At 45.3% G+C, this 20,044-nt stretch carries 27 protein-coding genes and 2 tRNA genes; 18 read left to right on the top strand and 11 right to left on the bottom strand.

Annotated features, from left to right (window positions below):
* Nucleotides 1-44: 44 nt before the first annotated feature.
* Nucleotides 45-686, bottom strand: a complete 642-nt coding sequence (locus J4227_00335; protein MBS3108961.1) for a hypothetical protein — start codon at nt 684-686, stop codon at nt 45-47.
* Between the two features lie 144 nt (nt 687-830).
* On the opposite strand from J4227_00335, the gene J4227_00330 reads away from it, so the two are divergent.
* Nucleotides 831-1,598: an arginase family protein gene (locus J4227_00330; GenBank protein ID MBS3108960.1), complete on the top strand. Its 768-nt coding sequence runs from the start codon at nt 831-833 to the stop codon at nt 1,596-1,598.
* Nucleotides 1,599-1,687: 89 nt separating this feature from the next.
* Here the strand turns inward: J4227_00330 and J4227_00325 are convergent, their stop codons facing one another.
* Together J4227_00325 and twy1 are read right to left on the bottom strand one after the other, a co-directional pair.
* A complete protein-coding gene (locus tag J4227_00325; GenBank protein ID MBS3108959.1) occupies nt 1,688-2,047 on the bottom strand; it encodes a hypothetical protein in 360 nt (119 codons plus the stop codon).
* A gap of 53 nt (nt 2,048-2,100) precedes the next feature.
* A complete protein-coding gene (twy1, locus tag J4227_00320; GenBank protein ID MBS3108958.1) occupies nt 2,101-3,159 on the bottom strand; it encodes a 4-demethylwyosine synthase TYW1 in 1,059 nt (352 codons plus the stop codon).
* 451 nt (nt 3,160-3,610) lie between these two features.
* Between twy1 and J4227_00315 the strand changes: the two genes are divergently transcribed.
* From J4227_00315 to J4227_00300, 4 genes are all read left to right on the top strand, one after another.
* Nucleotides 3,611-4,561 (top strand): aminotransferase class I/II-fold pyridoxal phosphate-dependent enzyme, encoded by a 951-nt coding sequence (locus J4227_00315; GenBank protein ID MBS3108957.1) that lies wholly within the window; start codon nt 3,611-3,613, stop codon nt 4,559-4,561.
* Nucleotides 4,552-4,950, top strand: a complete 399-nt coding sequence (locus J4227_00310; GenBank protein ID MBS3108956.1) for a hypothetical protein — start codon at nt 4,552-4,554, stop codon at nt 4,948-4,950. Before J4227_00315 ends, J4227_00310 begins: the two co-directional genes overlap by 10 nt.
* 524 nt (nt 4,951-5,474) lie before the next feature.
* Entirely contained in the window at nt 5,475-6,008 is a 534-nt protein-coding gene (locus J4227_00305; protein ID MBS3108955.1) for a nucleotidyltransferase domain-containing protein, read from the top strand.
* Between the two features lie 64 nt (nt 6,009-6,072).
* Complete coding sequence (locus J4227_00300) at nt 6,073-6,459, top strand: HEPN domain-containing protein (protein MBS3108954.1); 387 nt, start codon at nt 6,073-6,075, stop codon at nt 6,457-6,459.
* A gap of 98 nt (nt 6,460-6,557) precedes the next feature.
* On the opposite strand, the gene J4227_00295 is transcribed toward J4227_00300, so the two are convergent.
* From J4227_00295 to J4227_00280, 4 genes are all read right to left on the bottom strand, one after another.
* Nucleotides 6,558-6,917 (bottom strand): hypothetical protein, encoded by a 360-nt coding sequence (locus J4227_00295; GenBank protein ID MBS3108953.1) that lies wholly within the window; start codon nt 6,915-6,917, stop codon nt 6,558-6,560.
* Nucleotides 6,914-7,195: a hypothetical protein gene (locus tag J4227_00290; GenBank protein ID MBS3108952.1), complete on the bottom strand. Its 282-nt coding sequence runs from the start codon at nt 7,193-7,195 to the stop codon at nt 6,914-6,916. The genes J4227_00295 and J4227_00290 overlap by 4 nt, the downstream gene beginning before the upstream one ends.
* 107 nt (nt 7,196-7,302) lie before the next feature.
* A tRNA-Gln gene (locus J4227_00285) sits at nt 7,303-7,375 on the bottom strand.
* A gap of 49 nt (nt 7,376-7,424) precedes the next feature.
* Nucleotides 7,425-7,559: transfer RNA gene (locus J4227_00280), tRNA-Leu, on the bottom strand.
* A gap of 298 nt (nt 7,560-7,857) precedes the next feature.
* Here J4227_00280 and J4227_00275 point away from each other — a divergent pair.
* Both J4227_00275 and J4227_00270 read left to right on the top strand, forming a co-directional pair.
* On the top strand, nt 7,858-7,992 hold the full coding sequence (locus tag J4227_00275; protein ID MBS3108951.1) for a hypothetical protein: 135 nt from the start codon (nt 7,858-7,860) through the stop codon (nt 7,990-7,992).
* 11 nt (nt 7,993-8,003) lie between these two features.
* Entirely contained in the window at nt 8,004-8,300 is a 297-nt protein-coding gene (locus tag J4227_00270) for a transcriptional regulator (GenBank protein ID MBS3108950.1), read from the top strand.
* Between the two features lie 48 nt (nt 8,301-8,348).
* On the opposite strand, the gene J4227_00265 is transcribed toward J4227_00270, so the two are convergent.
* The gene (locus J4227_00265; GenBank protein ID MBS3108949.1) at nt 8,349-8,714 is read right to left on the bottom strand and encodes a hypothetical protein; all 366 of its coding nucleotides are present in this window, start codon (nt 8,712-8,714) and stop codon (nt 8,349-8,351) included.
* A 98-nt stretch (nt 8,715-8,812) separates the two neighbouring features.
* Nucleotides 8,813-9,781 carry a hypothetical protein gene (locus J4227_00260; protein ID MBS3108948.1) on the bottom strand — a complete coding sequence of 323 codons (969 nt, stop codon included), beginning with the start codon at nt 9,779-9,781 and terminating at the stop codon, nt 8,813-8,815.
* Nucleotides 9,782-10,078: 297 nt separating this feature from the next.
* On the opposite strand from J4227_00260, the gene J4227_00255 reads away from it, so the two are divergent.
* The 9 genes from J4227_00255 (at nt 10,079) to J4227_00215 (ending at nt 15,820) form a co-directional block, all read left to right on the top strand.
* Entirely contained in the window at nt 10,079-10,783 is a 705-nt protein-coding gene (locus J4227_00255; GenBank protein MBS3108947.1) for a hypothetical protein, read from the top strand.
* A gap of 61 nt (nt 10,784-10,844) precedes the next feature.
* Entirely contained in the window at nt 10,845-10,985 is a 141-nt protein-coding gene (locus J4227_00250; GenBank protein MBS3108946.1) for a hypothetical protein, read from the top strand.
* A 433-nt stretch (nt 10,986-11,418) separates the two neighbouring features.
* Nucleotides 11,419-11,742: a ribonuclease P protein component 2 gene (locus J4227_00245; protein ID MBS3108945.1), complete on the top strand. Its 324-nt coding sequence runs from the start codon at nt 11,419-11,421 to the stop codon at nt 11,740-11,742.
* Between the two features lie 59 nt (nt 11,743-11,801).
* The gene (psmA, locus tag J4227_00240; protein MBS3108944.1) at nt 11,802-12,539 is read left to right on the top strand and encodes an archaeal proteasome endopeptidase complex subunit alpha; all 738 of its coding nucleotides are present in this window, start codon (nt 11,802-11,804) and stop codon (nt 12,537-12,539) included.
* Between the two features lie 21 nt (nt 12,540-12,560).
* A complete protein-coding gene (locus J4227_00235) occupies nt 12,561-13,286 on the top strand; it encodes a ribosome assembly factor SBDS (GenBank protein ID MBS3108943.1) in 726 nt (241 codons plus the stop codon).
* A 59-nt stretch (nt 13,287-13,345) separates the two neighbouring features.
* Entirely contained in the window at nt 13,346-14,062 is a 717-nt protein-coding gene (locus J4227_00230; GenBank protein MBS3108942.1) for an RNA-binding protein, read from the top strand.
* A gap of 13 nt (nt 14,063-14,075) precedes the next feature.
* Complete coding sequence (locus tag J4227_00225; GenBank protein ID MBS3108941.1) at nt 14,076-14,792, top strand: exosome complex exonuclease Rrp41; 717 nt, start codon at nt 14,076-14,078, stop codon at nt 14,790-14,792.
* The gene (locus J4227_00220; protein ID MBS3108940.1) at nt 14,785-15,552 is read left to right on the top strand and encodes an exosome complex protein Rrp42; all 768 of its coding nucleotides are present in this window, start codon (nt 14,785-14,787) and stop codon (nt 15,550-15,552) included. The genes J4227_00225 and J4227_00220 overlap by 8 nt, the downstream gene beginning before the upstream one ends.
* 10 nt (nt 15,553-15,562) lie before the next feature.
* On the top strand, nt 15,563-15,820 hold the full coding sequence (locus tag J4227_00215; GenBank protein ID MBS3108939.1) for a DNA-directed RNA polymerase subunit K: 258 nt from the start codon (nt 15,563-15,565) through the stop codon (nt 15,818-15,820).
* Nucleotides 15,821-15,893: 73 nt separating this feature from the next.
* Here the strand turns inward: J4227_00215 and J4227_00210 are convergent, their stop codons facing one another.
* Nucleotides 15,894-17,156, bottom strand: coding sequence for a hypothetical protein (locus J4227_00210; GenBank protein ID MBS3108938.1), 1,263 nt, complete (start codon nt 17,154-17,156; stop codon nt 15,894-15,896).
* A 357-nt stretch (nt 17,157-17,513) separates the two neighbouring features.
* Here J4227_00210 and J4227_00205 point away from each other — a divergent pair, with 357 nt between their 5' ends.
* Together J4227_00205 and J4227_00200 are read left to right on the top strand one after the other, a co-directional pair.
* Nucleotides 17,514-17,819, top strand: a complete 306-nt coding sequence (locus J4227_00205; GenBank protein ID MBS3108937.1) for a DUF357 domain-containing protein — start codon at nt 17,514-17,516, stop codon at nt 17,817-17,819.
* A gap of 1 nt (nt 17,820) precedes the next feature.
* Entirely contained in the window at nt 17,821-18,948 is a 1,128-nt protein-coding gene (locus tag J4227_00200) for a hypothetical protein (protein ID MBS3108936.1), read from the top strand.
* An 18-nt stretch (nt 18,949-18,966) separates the two neighbouring features.
* Here the strand turns inward: J4227_00200 and J4227_00195 are convergent, their stop codons facing one another.
* The gene (locus tag J4227_00195; protein MBS3108935.1) at nt 18,967-19,962 is read right to left on the bottom strand and encodes an RNA-guided pseudouridylation complex pseudouridine synthase subunit Cbf5; all 996 of its coding nucleotides are present in this window, start codon (nt 19,960-19,962) and stop codon (nt 18,967-18,969) included.
* Nucleotides 19,963-20,044 lie beyond the last annotated feature (82 nt).

The following is a 20,044-nucleotide window of genomic DNA, read 5'->3' as shown; positions in this document are numbered from 1 at the left end:
GGTACCTGGCACAGGGAAAGGAAGCCATAAAAGACTAAGATATGCTACTGCGTTAAAGTCTTAAGGCGGATAACATCAACCATGTTGGCAGTGAATAATTTGTCCCTTTCAGGGCTTGCGAGGTAAACAAGCCCGCCGTCCGGGTGAATGTTGGTTGTGGACATCACCTCAGCAGCCAAGGTGTCTTCCGGCCCGGCCCCGCCTCTCTCCCAGAATGGCATGGCTGTGTCGGGGCCGCTATTGCCATTCTCTGTTACATGAATCCGGTACTTTTCGCCCTGCCTCACGACGAAGTTCTTTCCGGGGGCCTTAATGATTTCAAGATTTTGGATTGCAACTGATATAGGATGGTTGTGCAAGCTTGCAACCCACTCATCTAGGTTATAACCAAGTTTCACAACAATGCTCGATGAGGGAGGATTTGCAGCTGCTGCTACAAGCTTATCCAGGCAATTCGTGATATCAGCAACATCAGCAGTTGCTGGCAGGCGCAATATTTGCTTTGCCATGTCATCATCAAGGCTGCCATCATGATAGCTGCCCACAATTTGCTTAAGCTGTTCTATTGATTCGTGCGACATGCTGTAATGGACAAGCATGCCCGGCTGGACGTCAGGCATGTAGACTCGCCCGTGTATCCTGACCGGCCTTGCCGGAAGCAATCCGCTGTTATAGCCGTATGCCATATTAAGCCTGCAATGGAAAGGGTGGAAATAAATTTGTTGTTGCATAAAACTGGATGCCGAATATTATAAATCTTGGCAAAAGCAAGCCTTAGGACAGGCCCTACAAATGATTATTTTTATAAAGCAGGAAAAATGCCCTGTGCCATGAAAGTCCTGGTTCTGCCAAGTGGAAATGAGGATAAGAGGAATGGAGCTTATGCAGCTGCTGAAGCCCTGCCAAAGGAGGCCGTCAATGAAAACTCATTTTTCACAAGGCTTGAGCTGGTGGCTCCTGCAGGAAATAAAAGCGGGAGTGGAAGCGAAGAAAGCGGATTCGGGAAAATTGCAGGGGAGATTCTGGCAGGGCAAGGCAAAGTCTATGCATTTGTCGGGGACCATGCCTCAAGCATTCTCCTGACGGAATTGATAGCGAAGCAAAGCCGGAATCCAGGGCTAATCCTGATTGATGCGCATCCTGACTGCCTCAAAAGCATCGATGGAAAAAAGGACTGGATACGGCGCATTGTCGACGAGGGGATTATCAGGCCGGAGAATATTTTGATTGTCGGCGCGCGAAAATTTGCAGGGGAGGAAATAGACTTCCTAAAATCCAACAGGATAAGGCGGCTGGACATGAGGCAAATCTTCTCAAACGGGATTGATGAGACAGCTGACACCATCATGGAAAATGCAAGGCAGTGGGATGCTGTCCAGGTTTCGGTTGACATGGATGCAATTGACCCTGCATTTGCGCCAGGGGTGGAGGCGCCGGAGCCGGGCGGGCTGGGCGCCAGGGAGATCATTGCACTTGTGCAGCGGCTGAGGAACTTAAGGAATATCAGGATTGTCGATGTTTCTGAGGTATTGCCCGGCAAGGATGTGAATGGCATTACAGCAAAACTGGCTGCGAAGATTATTTCAGAGTTTGCATGATGAGGAAGAATTTGAAGCCAATGCAAAATTAAGCTTTGGACTTCTGCCCGGAATTTGTTTTCTAAACTAAGCCAATAGAATTGGCTGGCTTACGCGTACACATCAAAATGGGCATAGCCGCCGTAGATTTTCCCATAATGCATCAGGACCTTCATATCGCTCCTGCCGCGCACTCCTTCAGTTTCAACAACGGCAAAAGAGCCGCCCAGCCTCAATGTTTCATCCATTATCCTTTCCTCCAAAAGGCGGGTTGCCTGCGCTACCATCAAGGTTTCATTTTGCTCCAATTTCAATGCACGGAGCATTGCCACCTGATCAGGCGACAGGTCCACCTTAAGCCCGGCTGCGATTCTCTCAGAGGGATCAATATTATACAAATGCTCGGCAGAAGCATGGATTACTGCCACGCCGGGCTGTTTCGCAGTGACTGCATCATTTGTTGCTGCCATGAGATTGGCGTCAGATGGAGATTTATAAATCTTAGCGATGCCGTGCAAGCAAATCAGTCAAGGTTCATCTCATCCTTGGTGCCTGCCTTGACCTGCTGAGTGCCAACTGTGTATTCTTCTGCGTCCAGGTTTTCCGGATATGGAGAGACATTAATCTTTTCAAAGAAACTGTCATAGTCTATCCATGTTTTTTTATGCCATTTTTTCTTGGCAAGAAGGATTACTCTCGAAGGGATGTGCTCGGATGCAAACTCATATTCCGGGAGAAGCTCAAGAAGCTGCAGGCCGAAATCCTTCACTTCGGCATGGGTTGGCATGTTTTCCTGCTTCAATCGCTCCCTTGATGCGCCAACAAACATGTAGCCTTTGACTTCGATGAAATCAGGGTCGCCGCGCAGGATCAGGTTCTTGTACCCCTCCAGGTTGTGCATGTTCTCGCCCTTGACGCACGTGAGCCTTATTGTTGTCCTGTATCTTTTCTCGTTGCAGTAATCAAGGCTCAGGAGCAGCCTTTCCCAATAATCATGGAACAGGGGAACATCGATTTTTTTCAGGGTTTTCTTGTCCGGCGCGTCCACGCTCAGATAAAGCTGGGTGCATGTGACAAGATTCCTTATCGCGTTGGGATACTGCGCATTTGTCACAATGAAGGTTGAAATTTTTCGCTTGTGGAATTTCTGGACAAGCTCATTCATCCTTGGATAGGTAATTGGCTCGCCAGTCAATGAAAGGGCAACATGCCCCACTTTCTTGCTTTGGTCCCACATGTACCTGCTTGTCTTTGGGTTGCCGCCGAAACCAGTCAAAAGTTTCATGTGTGCTGCGATAGAATTCTCTATGATGAAGTCAGGTTCGTCAACAGCCCATGCCCATTCCTTTGAGACAGGCGCCTTATAGTCGCGCCAGCAAAATGAGCACCGGTTTGCGCAGGAAATGCTTGTTGTCATCTGCATGCATTGGTGGCTCCTTATGCCGTAGAACTTGAATTTGTAGCACCCGCCTTCGCCCCTCAGCATGTTCTTGGTCCAGCCACATGTCTTGACAGCAGAATGTTCTCCTACAACAATGTAGGATTGTTTTTCCAATGCCTGCTTTGCCTCGGGAGTTAGCATTTTTCGGATGCATGGCCAATAGAATAAAAAGCTATTGAAAAATTAGAAAATAAATGTTCAATTAAGCATATAGCAAAATACTTTTTTTCATATTCACCGTCGATAAATTTATATAGTCATGACTATTACCACTGAATATGGCAAGCGAAAATATGGTTTTATCGAGCATGAATTTGGATTTTGTTAGCTTTGGCCATATTTTTCTGAAGTGTTTCACATACTGGCAGTAAAAGTGCCACTGGCATAATCCATGGCAAGGATCTGCAGCTAAACTCTTGTCCGATGCCATTTTGAAACCAGTGGAAAATTCTTGAGCGGAACAATATACACTTGTGATACATAGGTGCAAAATTATTGGCACATCAAGGAGTGGTTAGAATGAATAATGGAGATATTTTGGACAGAGATAGGAATAGAGCTGGACAGGACAAAAATATTGATAGATTAGCTGATGCCTCCGCTACCCATCGGCGCTATCATCCGCAATGGCCCTTTTGCCCTAAGCGGGATTAACCTGGAAGATTTAAGGACAAATTTCGAGCTGGGAGAATCTGATCCAGGCAAGGCTGCGCTTATCGAGAGGATTGCGGAGAGGAATGGGATTGATCCATCAGCAGTCAGGCTGGCAGACAGCGCACTGAATCTTGTAAATGCATTGCTGGGCAAGGCAGGGAGCGGAAATATCGGGATGTACGCACCTGAGTTTTCATTTTTCAGGAAGATGTGCAGCGAGCTTGGCCTGGATACTGTCAGGCTTGGCGATGGGAGCCAAAATTCTGTCAGGGAAAACAGCATTTCAGCAATTGTCGTCTCAAATCCAAGCAATCCGGGCGGCGGGTTAAGGAATCCTGGGAAGATTATTGAACAGGGAAACAACTATGGCGCGCTACTTATAGTTGATGAAGCTTACATGGAATTTGCAGGGAACAAGGCTTCCCTGATAAAGCATGCAGCAGAAAACCCAGGAATTGTGGTGGTGAGGACTTTCTCAAAGTTCTATGGTATTGATGAGCCTGGAAAAGTGGCCTATGCAGTTTCAAAAAATGGCGAACTGGACGGGTTGAATATCACCCAGCCCGGCCAGGCAGCAATGGACCGCGCTGCAAGAAAGCTTGGCGGCAAAAATGAGGATGCTGCGAGATATGATGTTGCTGTGCGGAGGGAAGCCCTGACGGATATTTTGGCAAATGGATTAGGTTGCGAAGTGAAGCCAAGCGTGACGAATTTTGTCATGGCAAGAATGCCCGGAGGCAATTTGTACACTGCAATGAGGGGCATGAATGTCAGGGTCAGGGACCTAAACAATGAGCCGGGCCTGGAAGGGCAGGGATTCTGCAGGGTGGCAGTTGGGAGCTATAGCCAGATGTCGCAGCTTGCTGAGAGGGTGGGACTATGCAAATAGTCCAGGGCACACTCGATGACCTTCTTGCATGCCTGCCACTTATCAAGGAAAAAATACCGGAAAAAGCAGGGCTAAGTGAAGCTGAAGTGGTTGAAAGGCTGGAAGGCAAAAGGCATGGAATAATCCTTGCAAAGGAGGAAGAGAAAATTGAGGGGATTACTGCGTGGTACGAGGAAGATGGAGTGTACATGTGGCTCGGCGCTGTTATCCGGCCAGGCAGGATGCTTGGCTCGGCCATGCTTGAAACCTTGCTGCGAACGCAGCCTTCGCATAGATACCATACCAAGATAAAACGCGAGAATGAGATGGCAATGAGGGTACTGCAGAAGTATGGCTTTGAAGAATACTCGCGTGAAAATGGGGTGTCTTACATGGAAAGATTGAAGTAGATTGGGACATCATTGCAAAGGTCAGGATGAAAAAAATCACTGACCTCACAGACATGCTTGAAAACAAGCAAACAGGCCTGGTAAAGATCCATCCTGCATTCAGGACAGAGAGCATGCTGGTGATCAAGAGCTCCAAGGAAGATTAGCTTGATAGAATCTTAATGTATCTCTTATTTTAGCATCAGTATTTTCTCAGGTTTATGTTTAATAGCCCCGCCGTGATTCAAAGAGATTTTTTAACAAAAAATCTCGTAAAAAATAGTATGGCATAAAGCCATACCACGCTCATGGAATGAATCCACAAATCCTCGCTATTGCACGAACGAGGCTTAATGCATTACTTGGATAGTCCCGCCAGGTCGAGTCATTTCGCTTCGCTACATTCGTGACCATGTCTGGACTTTAAACTTCGTTTAATAGCCCCGCCCAAATGCTGGGCAGTTTTGTCTATTTTTTGGGAACACGAAAATCCTCCGGTGACAAAACCGAAATATTTATATATCAATGTAATATTTATGTTACATATGTCACAAATAAATTACAATATATTTCAAGAGCTGGAAAAACAGGATAACCATATTAGGGGATTAGCAAAAGCATTGCGTACAAATCAAACCACAATTGCACGAAAAGCCACAGAACTTGAAAAACAAAATATTCTTGATTATAGGGAAGAAGGAAGAAACAAGGTTTACTTTATAAGAAAATCGCTTGAATCCCACGAATACCGAAAAATCGTTGAACTTTACAAAATTCTAGAGATCATTAAAAAATATCCGCGGCTAAGGCAAATAATAGAAAAAGTCCAGGCAAATGAAGAAATCAATCTCGCATTGATTTTTGGCTCATATGCTAAAATGAGCATTGACAAGGACAGCGATATTGATTTATACCTGGAAACTGAAAACAAAGAGATAAAAAAATTAATAGAATTTTCAGACTCAAAGCTGAGCATAAAAATAGGCAAATTTGATAAAGAAATGCCCCTTATCAAAGAAATAATAAAAAGTCACATTATCATAAAAGGAGTTGACAGGTACTTTGAACTCGTTCATTAAAACTTTACAAAAAGAAGGCAGGATTAAGATTGTTGAACCAAGCGAGGTGGTTGCAAATTCCTATATGGAAAAATCCCAAAAGTCATTACTGTCCGCAAAAATTGTGTCAGGCATACACAATTTTGATGATGCTGTCGCATTGACATACTATTCAATGTATTATTCGGCACTTGCGCTTCTCTACAGATGCGGGATCAAGTCTGAAAATCATGCCGGAACAATCATTCTGCTTAAAGAATTGTTCAGAATTGACAATACTTCAATCACAAATGCAAAGAAGGAAAGAATAGACAAGCAATACTACACAGAATTCAAGGCAACTGAAAAAGATGTACAAGAAGGGGTGAAAGAGGCGGAAGAGTTTAACAGCCTGATAAAGAATTTCATTGACAAAATCAAAAAAACTGAAATTGAAGGATATAATAAAAAAGCAAAATTACTCCTCAAGTGAGGGTATTTGGTTTTTTCTCAGAGCTATGCTTTAATAGCCCCGCCAAAATGCTGGGCAAATTTGTATATTTTTTGGGAACACGAAAATCTTCCAGATAATTACTTTTTCTTATAGCCAAATTTTTTATCGTAATTTTTATGGTCTAAAATATCAAGGACAAAGCATATTATCTCAATCTGGTCACCTTTGATAGTATATAGCATCCTCCAGAATTGCGAAAGCTCAACCCTCCAGAGATTTTGCACCTTATACTCTTTCGGTATCTGCTCTTTTGGGATATTGTCTCCATAGAATGGGTTGCTTTTAATGAAATCAATCTTCTGCCGGATTGATCTTAGCAGCTGCATTTCATCTGTATTTTTCTTCCCTTCCTTTATCTGCTTTCCTATTAATTCGTTTAGTAGTTTATATTCTAAATCAGCTTTATCTATAAGAATGACCCTTGTAACCTTGTTCATACTTCAGTTCCTCTATTTATAAATGCATCTAATTCTTTTCTTTCAGCAAACACCCAAAGAATCCCTTTTGTCCCCATTAATATTTTTCCGCTTAATTGCAGATAATCAAGTATTTGCAACAATGTTTGGTGCATAACCTTCCTTGGCAGTTTTCTTTTTAATTCTGCCAGTTTCACCAAACCGCCATTTTTTAATGTATCTTCCACCATTAAGACAGTGCTTAATGTAGGAGAATGCTTGATTTGTTCTGTTACCAAAGATTGTGTTGCTTGTGTCATTTTTATATAATATTGATATAATAATATATCTAATAGACATATTTATATATAAATGTTTTGGTTTGTAGAACACGACTAATAGCTTGTTTCTCCGAGTTATGTTTTTATAGCCCCGCCAGGATTCGAACCTGGGTCCCAACCTCCAGAGGGTCGGATGATTGGCCGCTACACTACGGGGCTGTGCATGGTCAGAACAAAAAAGTTGCTTAATAAATTTATGGGTTTTGTGCGGCGGAGACGGGAATTCCGTTGCAGCGCTTCCATCCACTGCGAATTTTTCGCTCTTTGAGTTTCGAACCCGCAAGGCGATGGACTCGCCGCCTCGTCTTGAGCGAGGTGTCAAACCTGGCTAGACTTCTCCGCCTTTGCACAAAGTCACAAAATTTTTATACTTGCGACAATTAGATAATATTGATGGACTCGTTGCCTCGCTTTGGCGAGGTGTTTCTTTTTTTTTGATTTATTATTTATTTCTGATGAATGCCCAACATTTTTCCGGTATTTTCGGGTATTCTCTACGCTGGCAGCGCACTATCCCGGATCAAGTCACCTATTTCGAAATTCTTCGTCGATAAACAGAAAAATAAGGAGGTTATAGTTCCTCAAAAACAGCAATATTTATAAATACCAAAATAAGCAAATTTACACAGTTGGGGATTGAAATGAACGAAGTACCAATGCAGTCGATTCTGCACGAGAACAAGGTTGTTGTCTGCCCGGATTGCGGTAGCAAGAGCCTTGATTACAGGAACGGCGAGCTGTTCTGCAAGAAATGCGGCCTTATCATAGATGAATAAGTATTTGCAAAATGACCAGGCGGGATGAGATTATACAAATTCTATCGCAAGGTGAAATGACGCTGATAGACCTGGCTGCGCATTTCCGCTGCGAGACAAAGGACATTGTCGAGGATTTGGTGCACATTGCGAAAAGCATAAAGCCCGGGAGGGAGCTTGTCATGCTGCCGGCGCAGTGCAGGAAATGCAGTTTTATTTTCAAGGAAAGGCAGGACAAGAATATTTTCAAGAAACCCAGCAAGTGCCCAAAATGTGATTCTGAAAGAATACTGCCGCCAGTTTATAAAATAAGGCTCAGAGATAAATAATCAGCTAGAAGATACAAAATAGATTTACCATCATTTTTCTTGATGATTTTACATGTGGATTATAGTTGCATCCCTTAATGGACTGTCCCAGTATTGAGCTAAACTTTCATAAGTGAAGCCCATGCTCCTGACGTGGTCGGATGTGAGCCTGTAAGGGGGTTTGCCTTGATAAATTGGCCTGTTTTCCAATGTCAATCGCAAAAGCAATAATGCCAAGCCTATTGAATTGCGGGATATCTCAAAAATTGTATCATATGCAGATTCATCAACAACCAATGCATGATCTTTGGGGATCTTAGTTTGTTCTTCAGCAAATCGTATTCTTTTTTCTATTACCTTTTTTATTGAATCACGTGTTGGCTCGGGCATATGGACGATCTCAACATTCTCGCCAAATAATCTTTCTATCCCCATGGAGAGAAATATTTAGGCCAATTTTATAAAGCTTATGAAAACAAACAAATGCATCACAATAGAGAATAAAGGATAAAATAAAAAAATAAGAAATAACCTTACGCTTCAGCAGAAGCCATTTCCCTGCCTTCCTTTGCGACCTTGAAGATTTTCTTGCCCTTCTCGATCTCCTTCTTCAGCTTGAGCTCGTCCAGGAATTCCTTGTAGCCGTTCCTGATCGTGACTTCGGTCACACCAGTCACGTCTGCTACCTGGCTCTGCGTCCTTTTCTCGCCGCACATCAGGCATGATGTGTACAGCGCGGATGCAGCAACTCCCTTCGGGCTTTTCCCCGAGGTCAGGCCGCTTCTTTGCGCCTTTCCAATCAGGGTGTTTGCGATTGTCTGCACTTTTGGCGAAAGCTTCAATGCAGATGCAAACTTGCTGATGTAATTGTTCGGATTTATTGGCAGGACCCTGATGTTCAGCTCCCTTGAGACGAATTTTGAGTTCTTGATGACCTCATTCTTCTCAATGCCTGAGACATCTGAAATCTCGTCGAGCGTCTTTGGAAGCTCGTTGATCTTGCAGGCCAGGTAAACTGAGCCAGCTGCGACATCCTCAAGGCTTCTTCCCTTGACAAGGCCCCTTTGGGCAGCCAGGGTGTAAATCCTTGCGGCTTCCTCTTCCACTGATTTTGGAAGGTTTAGGTTGCTTGCGATTCTCCTGATTTCAGAGAGGGCTTCCCTGAGGTTATGCTCAAGACCTGAGCCAACCCTGTTCTGCCATTTCCTGAACCTGTAGAATCTCTGCTTGGTCCTTCTGTCGAATTTGCTTAAGTCTGCTGAGGTTCCAACCTGTGTCCCAAGGCCCATGTCTTCCTTGGTGTATGTCAGAGGAGAGCCTCCGCGCCTGTTGGATTCGCCTTCGCCGCCTTCGCCGAACTCTCTCCAGTCCTTGCCGAAGTCGACCATCCTGTCTTCAATCACTAAGCCGCAGTCTGGGCATGTAATTTCGCCTTTTTCCCTGTTATGGGAAAGTTTTTTATTGCCGCATTCAGGGCATACTGTTTTGTAGAGTGCTTTCATTTGGTACATAGTTCCATCCCCGTTTTACATAGAAAACCTTAGCACGAAGCCAGGCATCCATGTTTTAACTCATCCCCCTATTGCATTTCTTGAAATGCCAGTATTTATAAACCTTTCGCTTCGCTGTATGAAAAAAATGTCTTAACGTTTTTAATTTTCTATTATATATGAAAATAAATAAAAGGTATATGAAAATAATGGACTAATATTTAATCACTTACTTGTGGTTAAAATGAAAAACTTTAAAAAGGAATGGATTTTCCCGGATTAACAATTGACAATAAGGGGGAGTGAAAAATGAGTAATATTGCTGAAAAAGACATATCAGCTGCAGTTGGCGGCAAAAGTGATTATCATCCTGGCGCTGTTTTTATCAGCCCCATGCCAGACATGGCCAGAATAACCAGCAATGGCATTGAGATTGGCTCACCTGAAAACGCTTCAAGGTACAGGACCCATTTGAGCACAATTGTGAACAGCGCCTATAATAAGCGCCAATGGCGAAAGGGTTTTGCCAGGCCAGGCGCGGGAATTTCATTGGCTCCTGCAAACGGCAAGGAATTGCCTGGAAATTTATTCTCAGAATCATATGCAGCGACAAGGGATTATTTGATTGCCAATCAATTGTCAATTGATGATGCATTTAACATAGGCGCGGCATTGATTGAAAAGTCTGCTGAGGCCAGCGAGGCTGTCAATGAAATTGATGTGAAATGGCGCGGCCTGGATAACACAGGGCTTCCTGCATTGCACTTGTCATCGGTTGACCAGGGGGTTATTGCTGGAATTGCCATGTATGCACTGACAACAATGGTCGTCAGGCCAGGCGAAGTCGAGAAAGCCATCCATTACCTGGATGTCGCTGGCCAATTGGGCAAGCCAGCATTCCAGTACATGCTAAAGCAGAGAATAGCTGACCAAGATGGCCCTGAGCAGAAGAAGCTTGTTGAATTGCTCCATGAGAAGGGCATTGAAGCCAGGCCAGCGAGTTTAACAAGATAGTCGCCAATCTTTAAATAGGATTAATAATGCCTTTAGCATATCGGGGGTGTATCAAGTGCAAATGCAGACCATCTCTATTTACAATAATGTTCTGGACATAATCAGCATCAAGAATAATGTCATGGTCAGGAAGCAGGTTGAGTTTCGGGACGGCATGACCTTCATGCGGATGAAGAAAAGAGTTTTAATTGGGAATTCTTAAGGCATTTGCCATTCTGGCTTTGCGAAGCAAAGCTGTCCTTTCGGAGAAAGGACGTCTTTGCCTTTCGGAGAAAGGACGTCTTTGGATTATAGCCTTTGTAAAGGCTATTGGGGATGAAGAAAAGAGTTTTAATTGGGAATTCTTAAGGCATTTGCCATTGATATGGTTTTTTGAACTTTTGTCTGATGATGCAGATTTTTTCTCACCCCTCGATTAGCGAAGGGGAGAGAAAAAACCATTGTATCTGAAACAAATGCCCAGCCGGAATGCTTGGAAATAGGATGTGTTTCAATTCAAACCATAACCTTTTTAAAGCACTGATTTTTCTTAGAGGGTGCGAGAGAAAAGAAACGGATAATAACATACTTTTTTCTCAATAAGGTTAAGGGTGAAAAAGGCAAACATGAAAAAGATGAAGCCTATGTTGCCAAGTTTGAAGGCAAAGAAACGCTACATCGCTTTTGAAGTTATATCTGACAAACCGATTGGCAGGTTTTCTGCTGTCCAGTCCGCTATTTGGGATTCTTGCCTGGCCTTGATGGGCGAAGCAGGAGCAGCCAAAGCTGCAGTGTGGCTTTTGGCAGACAAGTGGAACGAGGAGAAGCAAAAAGGCATCATCAGGACAGGCAATAAAAGCCTGGATGATGTGAAGGCGAGCCTTGCCCTGGTCAAGAAAATAAATTCGCAGGATGTGATTGTCAGGTCAATAGGCGTCAGCGGCATGCTAGGAAAAGCCTACAGGAATTATGTTCAATAAGATCATTATCACATTGAATTGAGGGGGACAGATAACACCGAAAAAACGGAGGAAACAAAATGCAACAGCCAATGCCACATCAGATAATGGGTTATGACAGGGCCATCACAATGTTCAGCCCGGACGGAAGACTGCTCCAGGTTGAATATGCCAAAAAAACAGTCAAGCAGGGCTCAACTGCAATCGGCATGACCTGCAGTGACGGAGTAATACTGGTAACTGACAAACGGATAGTGGATGAATTAGTTGTGCCGGAAGCAGTGGAAAAGATATTCCAGATTGATGACCATATAGGCTCAACAGCATCAGGCATACTGTCCGACGCCAGGGTCTTGATTGAAAGGGCACAGGTCAGGGCGCAGCAGCACAGGGTTGTGTATGACTCGCCAATCGACACTTTGACAATAGTAAAGGATATCTGCAATCTGAAGCAGATAACCACCCAATCAGGCGGCCTCAGGCCGTTTGGCGTGAGCGTGCTTATAGCGGGAATTGACAACGGCACTCCAAAGCTGTTCGAGACAGACCCAACAGGAATATATTTCCAGTACAAGGCAACTGTCATCGGCGAAGGAGAGACTGTAATTGAGGAAATCCTGCACAAGGAATACAAGACAGACCTGACAATAGATGAAGGAATGAAGCTGGCAGTGAATTCACTGGCAAAATTCCTCGACAAGAATTTCAACGCAGAAAGGATTGACTGCGCATTCATCAGCATAAAGGACAAAAAGTTCACAAGGCTATCAAAGGATGAGATTACAAAGGTTATCCAGAAGAGCAAGGGCAAGAAATGAATGCTGCAATGAGGAGATAAGATGAGCGGAAGCGGATATTCATTCGACAGGGAAAAAATCCACCTTAATGTGGCAAGAATGAAAGTGGGGAAGGATGTCTTTGAAGTTGTTATCGACCCGGATTTAGCCCTGGAGCTGCGAAGCGGAAAAAGTGTGAGCATGCATGATGTCCTGAAAGATGAAATGGTCTTCACTGAAGCCAGGAAAGGGCTGCGGGCATCCGAGCACAAAATGCAGGAAGTTTTTGGAACCAGCGAGCCATTGGAAGTGGCAAGGACCATAATCATGAAAGGCGAGGTGCAGGAAACTACAGAGCACAGGGCAAAGCTGGTGGACGAGAAAAAGAGGAAGATCATCGGAATTATCCACAGGAATGCTGTGGACCCGAGAAACCACATCCCCCATCCAATTGACAGGATTGAAAGAGCCATGGAAGAGGCCAAGGTGCGGATAGACACAAGGCGGGGCGCGGAAGAGCAGGTTGAGGAAGTCCTTAACCAAATCAGGCCTATCCTTCCAATAAAATTCGAGACAAAGCAAATCCAGATCCGGATCCCCTCGCAATACGGGGCAAAATGCTATTCAGTTGTCAAGGGCTTTGGGAAGATGCTGAAGGACCAGTGGCTTTCTGACGGGTCATGGCTTGCTGTTGTGGAGATTCCAGGAGGGCTTGAGCCGGATTTGTATGACAAGCTGAATGCCATGACGCATGGCAATGTGGAAACAGAGGTAATTGGCACAAAATAGGCAATAAGCCGTGCCATGAAAATTGCTATCAAAAAAAGAAAAATACGGAGTGATATAAAATGAGTGAACTGTTAGTACAGGACAAAACCATAGTAGTGCCGGGAGAAGAGCTGGCCGCAGGGATAGATTACCTGCCGGCAGTGGGCACTTATAGGGACAAGGACAAGATAATCGCCTCACGGCTGGGATTGCTGGCTGTTGAAGGAAGGGCATTGAAGGTCATACCCCTGACAGGCAGGTACATGCCAAAGAAAGGGGACACGATCATCGGAAGGGTGATTGATGTGGCGTTCAGCGGCTGGAGAATTGACACAAACAGCGCTTATCCGGCGATGCTGTCGCTCAAGGACGCAACCTCTGAATACATACAGAGGGGTGCTGACCTGACCAGGTATTATGACATTGGAGACTATACTGTCTCAATAATTGTAAATGTCACATCACAGAAGCTGATTGATGTTTCAATGAAAGGGCAGGGCCTCAGGAAGCTTGTTGGCGGAAGGATAATCAAAGTCAATCCGCATAAAGTGCCGAGAATAATCGGAAAGCAAGGCTCCATGGTCAGCATGATAAAGCAGTATACAGACTGCAGGGTTGTAGTCGGCCAGAACGGTGTTGTGTGGATCCAGGGAACTCCTGAAAAGGAGCTTCTGGCAGTCAACACAATCAGGAAAATTGAGACAGAGTCTCATGTGCCTGGCCTGACCGAGAGGATAAAGGAATATCTCGAGGCATCAGGTGCAAGGCCATCTGCGCCGCAGCAGGATAGCCAATAACAAGGTGAATGATATGAGTTACACTAAAAGATTCGACGGAAGAAAATTCGACGAAACAAGGAAGATGGAAGCAAAAGCAGGAGTGATCAGCAGGGCTGACGGCTCAGCATACTTCAAGATAGGCGACACAGTGGCATACGCCACAGTGTACGGCCCAAGGGACCTTTACCCGAGGTTCATGCAGAATCCGGAAAAAGGAATCCTCAGGGTGAATTACAACATGATGCCATTCTCCGGAAGCGGGGAAAGGGTAAGGCCGGGTGGAAACAGGAGATCAAGGGAGCTGTCTATGGTCATAGAAAAAGCACTTTTGCCTGTTGTGGAGCTGGAAGAGTTCCCGAATTCAGTGATTGACATTTTTATCGACCTGCCAGAGACAGACGCGGGCACAAGATGCGCTGGAATTTGCGCAGCCTCAATTGCGCTTGCTGACGCGGGCATAACCATGAAGGACATGGTGGCTGCAGTGTCAGTCGGAAGGGTTGATGACAAGATTGTTGTTGACCTGAATTATGATGAGGAAGCCTATGAGGATGGCCCTGTTGCGGATGTCCCTGTTGCAATGATGCCAAGGACAGAGCAGATAACCCTGCTCCAGATGGACGGGGAAATCACAAAGGAAGAGTTGATGCAGGGGATACAATATGCCAAAAAGGTCTGCAAGGACATAAATGCAGTCCAAAGGCAGGCACTTAAGGAGAAGTATCAGAATGGTGGTTCAGATGAGTGATGAAAAAAAGCATATTTTGGAAAGCCTAAACCTTAACTTAAGGTATGACGGCAGAAAATTGACTGATTACAGGGCAATTGTTGTGGAGAAGAATGTTGTCAAGAATGCAGAGGGCTCGGCAAGGGTCAAGATTGGGAACACAGAGGTTATTGCAGGGGTCAAGATGAGCCTTGAGAAGCCTTTCCCGGACACTCCTGACGAAGGAATGCTGATGGTTGGCGCAGAACTGCTGCCAATGTCAAACCCGGAATTTGAGCTCGGCCCGCCAGGCATACAGGCAATTGAGCTGGCCAGGGTCGTGGACAGGGGCATAAGGGAGTCAAAATCAGTCGACCTCAAGAAGCTGGCTGTTGCGCCGGGAGAGAAGGTTTGGGGCGCAAATATAGACATTGTCTCAATCAATGATGAGGGCAACTTGCTGGACGCATCAGCGCTGGCAGCCATAGCAGCCCTCCAGGAAGTCAAGTTCCCGGAATTGGACGGCGACAAGGTCAATTACAAGAAGCTGACAACCAAGACTCTTCCAATGAAGATAACCCCGGTCTCAGTGACAGTTTCCAAGATTGGGAACCACCTGCTGGTTGACCCAAGCACAGAAGAGGAGAGATCGGTGGATGCAAGGCTGACTGTTGCCTTGACTGAAAAAAATATCGTTTGCGCCATGCAAAAGGGCGGCGACATGCCGATTACAGACAAGGATGTTGATGCAATGATAACCCTGGCAATGGAGAAGAGCAGGGAGCTCAGGAAATTCCTGTAGGTGAGCAAAGATGACAGACAAGAGCAAGAAGGAAACCATCGTAAAGTATTCAAGGTATGAAAAAGCGAGGATACTGGGAAGCAGGGCGCTCCAGATTTCAATGGGCGCTCCATTCAAGATAAAGCTCAGCCAGGAAGAGCTCGCTAAGCTTAGGTACAATCCGGTGGAGATTGCAAAACTGGAATATGAGCAAGGCCTGGTCCCGATTGAAATCAGGAGGGAAGTGGCCCATAGAACCAGCGCGCCAAAGCCTGAAGAGAAGAAATAAGCAATCATTGATTGCTCTTTTTTATTTTATTTATTTTATTTCTTTGAGTTTATATTTAATTTATTTTTCAGCTTTATTTTTGATTTTTCAGCACGCTGTCGAGCAGCTTGTCAACATCTTCATTGGATACAGGCTGCTCCATATCCTTGGGCTGGGCCAGATTTTGACGGGAGTCAGCGGACTGGGGCTGTGCAGAAGCTTCCCGCCGCGGAAGAGGAGGAGTGCCTGGCCTGGCCAGGCCAGGCCTTGCTGAATTTGGAGCAGGAATAGGAGGGATGGACAATATCCGGGCCTGGTCTTTCCTGAGTTCCTTTGGAATTGCCGGCAGCTCAAAGCTGGATGTCCCATCTGTAAATGAAGGCAGTTCCGACGAAATCCTTTGGCGAGATGGTGCAGGCGGCGCATTTTTAGGCAGTGTCCTTGACCGCATCCTTTCCAGGGTTTCTTTAACTTCCTCGGCTGTATCCCGCGCTTGTTGCAGTGGATTGGCTGAGGCGCCTGATTTCTTTTTGTTAATCTGCGCGTAAATGCCATATACAGTCAGGCCAAGCACTGCCAGCGACGCGCCCAAAAGGACTATTACCTTAGGGTCAGGCCCTGTTTTTTTCCTGGCAAAGATATCTTCAGCGCTTGCGGTTGAGGCAGGAGGAGGAGTTGTTGACGTGTCGAGAAGGTTGCTTGCCTGCGCCTGGCCTTGCGAGGGTGTTTCCTCACCAACTCCTTCAATGCTTTGGCCCATTTCTTGCACTTCAGGAGTGGTGCCATCCCCATATTCGATGCTTTCTATCATGTCAGGGGTTAATGTGATTTCAAGCTCACCTTCAATTGAACCAAGGCTTGAACAGTCCACAGGGCATATGGACTCATCCTCATCAATATCGCACACGCCGTCACCGCAGGGGTCAACAGCCTCGGCTGTAATTTGCATTGCTGCCTGGTCGTTGTAGCCAATCCCATTGTCTTCCATGTAGCCCCTGAAAATAAAATTTCCAGGCTCCTGTGGCGCGAATGCGATGTAGTTCAATATGACAAATTCCTCACTTGGAGTAAATTCCCAGGTATACTGGTCTCCCTGCACATTAACAATAATCTGCGATGCTGATTCCTCTGAGCCGTCAATTTCCCAGCTTCCAAAGGAGAATCCTGAAGGGATTGTCTCTGTGTAGACAAGTTTTTCCCCGACTGTGACCATATCAAGCAGGAGCACCACTGTGACAACTTCATCGACAACTGCATTTGCCGGCATTTCCCTTATAATTTCTGTTGGATATGCCGGGGAGGCAAACAATAGTGTGAAAGCTAGAAGACACGCTAGCAATAGACCTGAATTTTTCATTTTCAGCCTCTTTTTGCTGTTTAATTAGCCACAGCGTTATATATATTTTTCTGTGTTGCAGAGCTTAGCAGAAAACTTCGCCTGAAGGCTCAGGTTTTGCCATCGGCTCGCATGGGCATCTTATTCATGAGGGCAGTTTTCTCCCTGGAACTTAACGATTTTTGGAATCGCTTAAGTGCCGAACGAGCAGAGCGAGTGACCGCACCCCGAAAACTGCTGTCTGCCTTATTTCCAGATGCTCGCAGAATTGATGGCAAAACGTAAACTTTCCTGCTAAGCCTGTTGCAGTGGAAATTCCTTTTGAGGACAAACTTGCATAGAAACTTATTTATAATGATTAGGGGTATATTTGATGCCATGGCATCAAAAGAAGTGACGGATGAAAAGCTGGAAAAATACTTCAGGGTTACTGGCGAGGCGCTCGGCAAGGTCAGGATTTCAATAGCAGGGGATTTTGAGGAAGAAAAGGACTGGAATGCTGTTGCTGAGGACTTTCTTGACATGGCTAAAAGGTATTATGCTGACGCCGGGTATTTTCGGGAAAAGGGCGAGATAGTCACTGCCTTTGCAGCGCTGAATTATGCGCATGGATGGCTGGATGCGGGCGCCAGGCTTGGGCTGTTTGACGTCGGAAAGGACTCAAGATTATTCACGGTGGATTAGAATGGGCAGTGTTGAACGGATGGAATTTGATGTTTATGGGACAAAGTTCAGCATCACATTCATTTATTCGAATTTTCAGGAGGGCAAATACAGCAGGAAGTACAGATCATTGCTAACCTTTGAGCAATTTTTAAAATCAATTAAATTGATATTTTCGCAGGCGGCAAGGGAGCTATTGCATGAAAATCCAAAGCTGATTACTTCAAGCAAGTATGAATTCCAGATTAAAATAACAGATACAAAAAGATTTGATGAGAGCTTTGTCTATTATTATGAGGACATATCAAATGCGCATGTCATATACCTGGAATTTAACGGGCATTGGCTCGTGGAGAAAGTTGCCGTTCCGTGGACAAAAGGCAACAGGACAATTGAGCCGGCCATCAAGAGGATTCTTTTTGCGCAGATGTGGCACCATTGGCACAGCCTGACTGTCAAAAACAAGTTTGAGCTTGATTTGGCAAAAAAACTGCATGCCCCCTTGGAGGAGATAAGCGATTTCTCGCACCTTTTCCTGCTCATGTCTTTTGCCAATATGCAGATGGAAGGCTTGGCTGAATTCAAAAAGAGGCAGGCTGCCACCCATGATGGCTACTCCATCAAAATCGACAGAAAGGCAATTGATGACTTTAAGGATGAATTGAACACTTTGGCAAGGACAAAAACCAAGGCCCTTGCTGAGAAGGAATACCGGAAGCTCGAAAAGAAAAGGGATATCTGGATGAGAACGGGCATACCCTACATTGGAAGCATTATGTGCTACACAATTGGCCTGGACCTGATGATGAATGACCCGAGGATTGACAAGCTCTATCTCATGGGAAAACAGCATGGAATGGCAAAAGCAAAGGAATTAGGCAAGCTTATGGGCACGGAAAGTGCAGTTTTTTGCCCGCCGCTGCCTGACGATGCTTATGAGCAGGTTTGCTCACATATCCTAGGCATGAATTACACAGAGTTTGTGAAGGCTTACAATCTTGCAGGCAAAAAATTGGATATTGACAGCAAGCATATGGTTGTGACAGGGGATTTGTTCAATACCCTGACAGAACAGGCGCATGAAATGCTCTACAAATTGCACCGGAGACAGGAATACCTAAGGGGATTCACATTTCAGGCTGGAGATTGAATTGCAGAAAATGCCGCATCAGACCTTCTGCATTTTTGGGTAGGTGCCTGCTGGCATGAACACCTTGTCTGTTTTCACCGCGAGCCCTTTCCCTGCAGAATGAATGTCCTTGCTTGACATCAGCGACTTGCCAAGCGCAATAAGCTCGCCTTTCAGCGTCATTAATGCAACCTGGCTGTCTTTTTCAATGCCTGTTTCGAGCCTTGCAATGCCGGGCACGGCAAGGTTGGCGCCGTGGCAGATTGTGTCAACAGCAGAATCCAGCAGGTAAATTTTCCCAAGGCCCAGGCATGCCTGCTCCATGGGCAAAATGCATTTCCTTATGAATTTTTCATTGCCCTCATTTTTCCAGAACCAGTAAGCATCCTTTAGGTCCTGAAGCGTCACAATATTGCCCTCATTGAAATGGCCGACCTTTGTCCTTCTCAGCTCAGACATGTGCGCGCCTGTCCCTAGCTTTTGGCCGATGTCATGGCAGAGCTTCCTTATGTAAGTGCCTGCCTGGGTCCCTGTCCTGAAAAGCACATCCTGGCCATTGAATTCAAGAATGTCAAAATAGTAAATTTTCCTGAACCTTGTCTGCCGCTTGACATTGCTGCGGATCGGGGGCAGCTGCTTGATTTTTCCGACAAAGGACTTTATTGTGGTTTCAAGTTGTTCCCTTGTTACCTCTTTATGCAGGTGCATGATGCCAACATACTCCTTGCCTTCTGACAAAAGAGCCTGGACAACCCTGGTTGCCCTGCCCAGCGCAACAGGCAATACGCCTGTGACATTTGGGTCCAGCGTCCCGGAATGGCCGCTTTTGGAAATTCCCAATGCTTCCTGGACATAGTAGCTCACCTGGTGGCTTGTCGGGCCCTCGGGCTTGTCAAGGTTGACAATGCCATAATCTAAAAGTGCAGGAATCGCCCTTGCGCCCGGGTCAGCGCCGAATTTTGGAGAAATGGATGGATTTTCAATCCTGTTCAGAATCTCACGCTTCACCTTTTCAACTGGCAGCAGGCTTGACATATTTTTAAGTATTATGTCGGCGTTAATAAAGCTAATGGGAATTTAGCGAGATTATTTTCATTATAGAAAATTAGTAAATCAT

Source organism: Candidatus Woesearchaeota archaeon (assembly GCA_018303405.1).
GTDB lineage: Archaea > Nanobdellota > Nanobdellia > Woesearchaeales > JABMPP01 > JAGVYD01.
This window is presented reverse-complemented; position numbering and strand designations above follow the sequence as displayed.

Coding starts and splice junctions, on each gene's coding strand:
- J4227_00335 (MBS3108961.1), bottom strand. CDS start 686: ATGGCATACGGCTATAACAGCGGATTGCTTCCGGCAAGGCCGGTCAGG.
- J4227_00330 (MBS3108960.1), top strand. CDS start 831: ATGAAAGTCCTGGTTCTGCCAAGTGGAAATGAGGATAAGAGGAATGGA.
- J4227_00325 (MBS3108959.1), bottom strand. CDS start 2,047: ATGGCAGCAACAAATGATGCAGTCACTGCGAAACAGCCCGGCGTGGCA.
- twy1 (MBS3108958.1), bottom strand. CDS start 3,159: ATGCTAACTCCCGAGGCAAAGCAGGCATTGGAAAAACAATCCTACATT.
- J4227_00315 (MBS3108957.1), top strand. CDS start 3,611: ATGCCTCCGCTACCCATCGGCGCTATCATCCGCAATGGCCCTTTTGCC.
- J4227_00310 (MBS3108956.1), top strand. CDS start 4,552: ATGCAAATAGTCCAGGGCACACTCGATGACCTTCTTGCATGCCTGCCA.
- J4227_00305 (MBS3108955.1), top strand. CDS start 5,475: ATGTCACAAATAAATTACAATATATTTCAAGAGCTGGAAAAACAGGAT.
- J4227_00300 (MBS3108954.1), top strand. CDS start 6,073: ATGGAAAAATCCCAAAAGTCATTACTGTCCGCAAAAATTGTGTCAGGC.
- J4227_00295 (MBS3108953.1), bottom strand. CDS start 6,917: ATGAACAAGGTTACAAGGGTCATTCTTATAGATAAAGCTGATTTAGAA.
- J4227_00290 (MBS3108952.1), bottom strand. CDS start 7,195: ATGACACAAGCAACACAATCTTTGGTAACAGAACAAATCAAGCATTCT.
- J4227_00275 (MBS3108951.1), top strand. CDS start 7,858: ATGAACGAAGTACCAATGCAGTCGATTCTGCACGAGAACAAGGTTGTT.
- J4227_00270 (MBS3108950.1), top strand. CDS start 8,004: ATGACCAGGCGGGATGAGATTATACAAATTCTATCGCAAGGTGAAATG.
- J4227_00265 (MBS3108949.1), bottom strand. CDS start 8,714: ATGGGGATAGAAAGATTATTTGGCGAGAATGTTGAGATCGTCCATATG.
- J4227_00260 (MBS3108948.1), bottom strand. CDS start 9,781: ATGAAAGCACTCTACAAAACAGTATGCCCTGAATGCGGCAATAAAAAA.
- J4227_00255 (MBS3108947.1), top strand. CDS start 10,079: ATGAGTAATATTGCTGAAAAAGACATATCAGCTGCAGTTGGCGGCAAA.
- J4227_00250 (MBS3108946.1), top strand. CDS start 10,845: ATGCAGACCATCTCTATTTACAATAATGTTCTGGACATAATCAGCATC.
- psmA (MBS3108944.1), top strand. CDS start 11,802: ATGCAACAGCCAATGCCACATCAGATAATGGGTTATGACAGGGCCATC.
- J4227_00235 (MBS3108943.1), top strand. CDS start 12,561: ATGAGCGGAAGCGGATATTCATTCGACAGGGAAAAAATCCACCTTAAT.
- J4227_00230 (MBS3108942.1), top strand. CDS start 13,346: ATGAGTGAACTGTTAGTACAGGACAAAACCATAGTAGTGCCGGGAGAA.
- J4227_00225 (MBS3108941.1), top strand. CDS start 14,076: ATGAGTTACACTAAAAGATTCGACGGAAGAAAATTCGACGAAACAAGG.
- J4227_00220 (MBS3108940.1), top strand. CDS start 14,785: ATGAGTGATGAAAAAAAGCATATTTTGGAAAGCCTAAACCTTAACTTA.
- J4227_00215 (MBS3108939.1), top strand. CDS start 15,563: ATGACAGACAAGAGCAAGAAGGAAACCATCGTAAAGTATTCAAGGTAT.
- J4227_00210 (MBS3108938.1), bottom strand. CDS start 17,156: ATGAAAAATTCAGGTCTATTGCTAGCGTGTCTTCTAGCTTTCACACTA.
- J4227_00205 (MBS3108937.1), top strand. CDS start 17,514: ATGGCATCAAAAGAAGTGACGGATGAAAAGCTGGAAAAATACTTCAGG.
- J4227_00200 (MBS3108936.1), top strand. CDS start 17,821: ATGGGCAGTGTTGAACGGATGGAATTTGATGTTTATGGGACAAAGTTC.
- J4227_00195 (MBS3108935.1), bottom strand. CDS start 19,962: ATGTCAAGCCTGCTGCCAGTTGAAAAGGTGAAGCGTGAGATTCTGAAC.